At 67.2% G+C, this 6,709-nt stretch carries 4 protein-coding genes; 2 read left to right on the top strand and 2 right to left on the bottom strand.

The annotated features are described in order from the left end of the window. Nucleotides 1–2,029: NADP-dependent isocitrate dehydrogenase (locus ID132_RS06200; protein WP_193128127.1), on the top strand; the 2,029-nt coding region annotated here is incomplete at its 5' end. A 57-nt stretch (nucleotides 2,030–2,086) separates the two neighbouring features. Here ID132_RS06200 and aceB read toward each other — a convergent pair. Together aceB and aceA are read right to left on the bottom strand one after the other, a co-directional pair. Continuing rightward, nucleotides 2,087–3,739, bottom strand: a complete 1,653-nt coding sequence (gene aceB / locus ID132_RS06195; RefSeq protein ID WP_125107042.1) for a malate synthase A — start codon at nucleotides 3,737–3,739, stop codon at nucleotides 2,087–2,089. Nucleotides 3,740–3,772: 33 nt separating this feature from the next. After that, entirely contained in the window at nucleotides 3,773–5,086 is a 1,314-nt protein-coding gene (gene aceA / locus ID132_RS06190) for an isocitrate lyase (RefSeq protein WP_125107041.1), read from the bottom strand. A gap of 175 nt (nucleotides 5,087–5,261) precedes the next feature. Between aceA and ID132_RS06185 the strand changes: the two genes are divergently transcribed. Beyond that, nucleotides 5,262–6,695, top strand: coding sequence for a helix-turn-helix domain-containing protein (locus ID132_RS06185; RefSeq protein ID WP_235988347.1), 1,434 nt, complete (start codon nucleotides 5,262–5,264; stop codon nucleotides 6,693–6,695). Nucleotides 6,696–6,709: the final 14 nt, after the last annotated feature.

Here is a 6,709-nt window from a genome sequence, read left to right as displayed (position 1 = left end):
CGACGCCCTCGCCGAGCTCGGCGAGCTCGCGAAGAGCCCCGAGGCGAACATCATCAAGCTGCCGAACATCTCGGCCTCGGTGCCACAGCTGAAGGCCGCGATCGCCGAGCTGCAGGCGCAGGGCTTCGACATCCCCGACTACCCCGAGGAGTCGGAGGACGCGGATGACGTCGAGGTGCGTGCCCGCTACGACAAGATCAAGGGCTCGGCCGTGAACCCGGTGCTGCGCGAGGGCAACTCGGACCGCCGCGCACCGGCCGCGGTGAAGAACTTCGCCCGCAAGCACCCGCACTCGATGGGCGCTTGGTCGGCCGATAGCAAGACCGCGGTCGCCACGATGACCGACGGTGACTTCCGCCACAACGAGCAGTCGGTCGTGCTGCCCACCGCTGACAACCTCGAGATCCGCTTCGTTGGCGACAACGGCACCTCGCGCGTGCTCAAGGACAACCTCGCCGTGCTCGAGGGCGAGGTCGTCGACTCGACGGTCATGCACCTCGCCGACCTCGACGCGTTCCTGCGCGAGCAGGTGCGGGCGGCGAAGGATGCGGGCGTACTGTTCTCGACGCACCTCAAGGCCACGATGATGAAGGTCTCCGACCCGATCATCTTCGGCCGCGTCGTGCGCGCCTTCTTCCCCGACCTCTTTGACACCTATGGCGATGTGCTCGCCCAGGCCGGCCTCTCGCCGAACGACGGCCTCGCCGCGATCATCAAGGGCGCCGAGAACCTGCCGCAGCGCGACGGCATCCTCGAGGCCATCAACAAGGCCTACGAGACCGGCCCGAAGCTCGCGATGGTGAACTCCGACAAGGGCATCACCAACCTGCACGTGCCGAGCGACGTCATCGTCGACGCGTCGATGCCCGCCATGATCCGCATCGGCGGCAAGATGTGGGGCCCCGACGGCAACGAGGCAGACACGCTCGCCGTTCTGCCCGACTCGTCGTACGCCGGCATCTACCAGGTGACGATCGACGACTGCAAAGCGAACGGCGCCTTCGACCCGGCCACGATGGGATCGGTGTCGAACGTCGGTCTCATGGCGCAGAAGGCCGAGGAGTACGGCTCGCACGACAAGACCTTCGAGGCGCCGGGCGACGGCCGTATCGAGATCGTCAACTCGTCCGGCGAGGTGCTCACCTCGCACCAGGTGGCGACGGGCGACATCTGGCGCGCTTGCCAGACCAAGGATGCGCCCATCCGCGACTGGGTGAAGCTTGCCGTCACGCGTGCTCGCGCCTCGGACACCCCGGCCGTGTTCTGGCTCGATGACACCCGAGCGCACGACCGCAACCTCATCGACAAGGTGAACACGTACCTCGGCGAGCACGACACCGACGGGCTCGACATTCGCATCCTCTCCCCCGAGGCCGCGACCGAACTTTCGGTGCAGCGCATCCGCGACGGCCTCGACACCATCTCGGTGACCGGCAACGTACTGCGCGACTACCTCACCGACCTGTTCCCGATCCTCGAGGTCGGTACATCGGCGAAGATGCTCTCGGTCGTGCCGCTCATGAACGGCGGCGGCCTGTTCGAGACCGGTGCCGGCGGGTCCGCGCCGAAGCACGTCGACCAGCTCGTGCACGAGAACCACCTGCGCTGGGACTCGCTCGGCGAGTTCCTCGCCCTCGCCGAGTCGCTGCGGCACGAGGCCGCGGCTGGAAACAAGCGCGCCTCGGTGCTCGGTGACGCCCTCGACGCCGCGACCGAGCGTCTGCTCGACGAGAACCTCTCGCCGAGCCGCAAGACGGGCGAGCACGACAACCGCGGTTCGCACCTCTACATCGCGAAGTTCTGGGCTGAGGAACTCGCGAAGCAGACGGCCGACGCCGAGCTCGCCGCGGCCTTCGCCCCGGTCGCCGAGGCGTTCGCCGAGCAGGTCGAAGAGATCGCCGCGGCGCTCATCGCCGAGCAGGGCAAGCCAGTCGACATCGGCGGTTACTACCGCCCGGTTGACGCGAAGGCGTCGCGGGTGATGCGCCCGATAGAGACGTACAACAACATCCTCACCCTTCTCGCCTAAGCGCCCTCCGCGCACCACCCACAACNACAACAACCGACCACTCAACCCTTGTTTGAGCTAGAGGACCGTGTCCTTGGTGAGGTGCTTGTAGGCCGGGATGGTCAGGAACGCCGGGTAGTCGTCGCTGAGCACGATCTCGGCGAGCAGTCCGGCCGCCTCGTCGAGACGGTCGCCCTCGAAGCGGTCGAGGTCCTCGCGCAGCACACGCTCGATGCAGCCCTCGATGCGAGTGCGCACCACGGGAATCCCGTCATCCTGCGTCACGACGCCCTGGTGAATCCACTGCCAGAGCTGCGAGCGCGAGATCTCTGCCGTCGCCGCATCCTCCATCAGTCCGTAGATCGCGGCGGCACCGGTGCCCCGCAGCCAGCTCGCGATGTAGAGCATGGCCACGCGGATGTTCACCTTGAGGCCCTCCTCAACGGTGATCTCGCCGCCCTCGATGCGCAGGTCGAGCAGCTCTGCCGCCGTCACATGCACGTCCGGGCGCTGGCGCGAAATCTGGTTCGGCGCATCCCCGAGCACCTCGTCGAACTCCGCCCGCGCGGTCGCGACGAGCCCCGGATGCGCGACCCACGAGCCGTCGAAGCCGGCGGCCGCCTCGCGGCGCTTGTCGGCCGACACCTTCTCGAGCGCACGCGCGGTCGCTTCGGGGTCGGAGCGGTTCGGGATGAACGCGGCCATGCCGCCGATCGCGAAGGCCCCACGACGGTGACACGTCGCCACGAGCAGCTCGGTGTACGCGGTCATGAACGGCTGCGTCATCGTGAGCTGACCACGGTTCGGTAGCACCCAGCGCTTCGAGCGGTCGCGGAACGTCTTGATGATGCTGAAGAGGTAGTCCCAGCGGCCTGCGTTGAGGCCGGCGCAGTGGTCGCGCAGCTCGTAGAGGATCTCCTCCATCTCGAAGGCCGCGGTGATCGTCTCGATGAGCACCGTGGCACGCACCGAACCGTACGGCACGCCCACGTGGCGCTCGGCGAAGGTGAACACGTCGTTCCAGAGGCGCGCCTCGCGGTGATTCTCGAGCTTCGGCAGGTAGAAGTACGGCCCGGTGCCGGTCGCGAGCAGCTCCTTCGCGTTGTGGAAGAAGTAGAGGCCGAAGTCGACGAGTGACGCCGACACGACGCCCGACTGGCCCCGCTCATCCACGTAGCGAAGGTGGTTCTCGGGCAGGTGCCACCCGCGCGGGCGGAACACGATCGTCGGCGTTGCTTCGCCGAGGCGGTACTCCTTGCCGTTGTCGGCCGTGAAGTCGATGCGGCGGCGAATCGCGTCGGCGAGGTTGAGCTGGCCATCGATGACGTTGAACCACGTCGGGCTCGTCGCATCCTCGTGGTCGGCGAGCCAGACCTTGGCACCCGAGTTCATCGCGTTGATCGTCATCTTGCGGTCGGTCGGACCAGTGATTTCGACGCGACGGTCTTCGAGCCCCGGGCCCGTGCCGGCGACCTGCCAGTTCGCATCCTCGCGGATGTGTCGGGTCTCGGCGAGGAAGTCGAGGTTCGCCCCCTGCGAGATCTCGCGGCGGCGGTCATCGCGAGCCGCGAGCAGGTTGCAGCGGCGCTGACCGAAGCGGTCGTGCAGCTGGGCGAGGAATTCGAGTGCCTCGGGCGTCAGCACCTCGTCGAAGCGAGGATGCATGGTGCCGCGGATTTCGATGTGGCCGCCGGTACGGGTGGTGGTCTGTTCGGTCGTGAGAATGGTCATGATGCGCTCCTTCGCGCGAGTGGCCCTGGCGGCCTAGTGAAACTGTTCGGATTCGGTCGAGCCCACGAGAGCGAGGGTCTTCGAGTCGGGGTTGAGCGCCGTCGAGATCAGGTCGAAGTAGCCGGTGCCGACCTCGCGCTGGTGCTTGGTGGCGGTGTAGCCGTTGGCCTCAGAGGCGAACTCGGCCTCCTGCAGCTCGACATACGCCTCCATCTGGCGCTCTTCGTAGCCGCGGGCGAGCTCGAACATCGAGTGGTTGAGCGCGTGGAAGCCGGCGAGGGTGATGAACTGGAACGCGTAGCCCATCGCCGAGAGCTCACGCTGGAAGCGCGAGATCTGGTCGTCGTCGAGGTGGCGGCGCCAGTTGAAGCTCGGCGAGCAGTTGTAGGCAAGCAGCTGGCCGGGGTGCTCGGCGCGGACGCGCTCGGCGACGACGCGGGCGTGCTCGAGGTCGGGCACGGCGGTCTCAACCCAGAGCATGTCGGCGTACTTCGCGTACTCGAGGCAGCGGGCGATGACTGGCTCGATGCCGTTCTGCACCTCGTAGAAGCCCTCGGCGGTGCGCTCGCCGGTGACGAACGGACGGTCGCGCTCGTCGACGTCGCTCGTGATGAGGGTGGCCGCAAGCGAGTCGGTGCGGGCGATGACGATGCTCGGCACGTCGGCGACGTCGGCCGCGAGGCGGGCGGCGTTGAGGGTGCGGATGTGCTGGCTGGTGGGCACGAGCACCTTGCCGCCCATGTGACCGCACTTCTTCTCGCTCGCGAGCTGGTCTTCCCAGTGCACGCCAGCCGCACCGGCCGAGATCATCTGGTGCATGAGCTCGTAGGCGTTGAGCGGGCCGCCGAAGCCCGCCTCGGCGTCGGCGACGACCGGGGCCATCCAGTCGCGCTCGGTCGTGCCGGTCTCGGCGAACTCGATCTGGCCTGCGCGCTGGAGGGCGCTGTTGATGCGGCTGACGACAGCAGGCACCGAGTTGGCCGGGTAGAGCGACTGGTCGGGGTAGGTCTGGCCCGAGAGGTTCGCGTCGGCGGCGACCTGCCAGCCCGAGAGGTAGACGGCCTGGAGACCGGCGCGCACCTGCTGCACGGCCTGGTTACCGGTGAGGGCACCGAGGGCATAGGTCCACTCGTTCGGGTCCTCGTGGTTGCGCTGAATCTGCGACCAGAGGCGCTCGGCACCGCGGCGAGCCGTGGTGTGTTCCTCGCGGAAGGGGCCACGCAGCTTGATGACGTCTTCGGCGCTGTAGTTACGCTCGACTCCGTCCCAGCGGGAGTTGCTCTCCCACTCAGCCTGCAGCTCTTCGGCGGTCTGGGTCTGGTCTCCTGGCAGCTGGTTGTTCGACATCGCGGACTTCCTTGTCTTCTCGGTGGCCGAGCCTGCGCTCGTTGCCTGGTGTGCATCCAGCTTGCGGCCGCCGGCACGCCCCGAACGCCCAAACGGCGGCAGAAATGTTGTCGTTTTTCCGCACTTCGGAAAAGTCGACGTTGCTTCGAACCGGATGCTCGGCCAAGATTGCGTCATGGTCCCCAATGACGCGTTGACCCTCGGCCGCCGCATCCGAGCCCGCCGAGTCGAGCTCGGCCTCTCGCTGCAGGAGTTTTCTGACCGCATCGGCAAGGCGCCCTCGCGCGTCTCGGTGATCGAAAACGGGCAGCGCGATCTGCGCCTGAGCGAACTGCAGGACATCGCGACGGCCCTCGACACCTCGAGCGACGCCCTCGCTGAGTCGGGCGAGCTCAGCGAGCGGGATGCGCTCGAGATCGATTTTCTGCGTGCGCAGCGCACTCCCCTCTATGCGAGCCTCGGGCTGCCCGAAATTCCCGTGCGCAAGTCGCTCAGCGACGAAACGATGCAGGCGATGCTCAAACTGCTCGGCGAGCTCACCGATCTGCATTCGACGCGGGCCGCGACGCCCGAGGTGGCGCGCCTCGCGAATCTGCAGCTGCGCGCCGACCAGCGCGAGCGCGGCAACTACTTTGAGGAGCTCGAGCGCGAGGCCGAAGCGCTCCTGCGCGCGGTTGGCTACCGCGAGGGGCCGGTGTCGATGGACACCGTGAAGCAGATCGCCGAGCACCTCGGCTTCACGCTGCACGCCGTGAACGACCTGCCGTATTCGACCCGCAGCATCACCGACAGCGAGCGGATGCGCGTCTACCTTTCTGCGAGCGGCGTGAGTCGCTCGCGCTCGGTGGTGCTGCAGGCGCTCGCCGCGCACGTGCTCGGCAAGCGCGAGCCCGTCGACTATGGCGACCTGCTGCAGCAGCGCGTCGAGACGAACTACCTCACGGGCGCGATCCTCATGCCCGAGTCGAGCGCGGCGCCGCTGCTGCGCGCGTCGAAGCAGCGACGTGATCTGTCGATCGAAGAATTCCGCGGCCACTACGGTGTCACCTACGAAACGGCGGCCCACCGCTTCAGCAACCTCGCGACGCAGCACCTGGAAATTCCCGTACATTTCCTCAAGGTGCACGAGTCGGGTGCGGTGCTCAAAGCGTACGAGAATGACTCGGTGCTCTTCCCCACGGATGCGCTGGGCAACGTCGAGGGCCAGATTGTCTGCCGCTGGTGGAGCGCACGGCAAGTGTTCACGACAGACCAGCGCATCGGCACGTACTCGCAGTACACCGACAAGCCGGCGGGCACCTACTGGTGCACCTCACAGGTCGAGTCGGGGCCGGGCGGCAGCTACTCGATCAGCGTCGGCACGAAGTTTTCGGAGGCGAAGTGGTTCCGCGGCCGCGACACCACGGTGCGGCTGCGCTCGGGCTGCCCGAACCCGTCGTGCTGCCGCGAGCCCGAAGAGGAACTCGTTGAGCGATGGGGCGAGCGTTCCTACCCGAGCGCGCGTATGAACTCCTCACTCCTCGCTGCGATGCCGACGGGCACCTTCACTGGCGTCGACCGCGTTGCCGTCCTCGAATTCCTCCAACGCCATACCCCGGAATCCCCCTAACCGGGTTGCGGTCA

It is taken from the genome of Gulosibacter sediminis (assembly GCF_014904065.1).
In the GTDB taxonomy this organism is placed as follows: Bacteria; Actinomycetota; Actinomycetes; order Actinomycetales; family Microbacteriaceae; genus Gulosibacter; species Gulosibacter sediminis.
The sequence above is the reverse complement of the archived record's forward strand: the minus strand, read 5'-3'. Positions and strand labels throughout refer to the sequence as shown.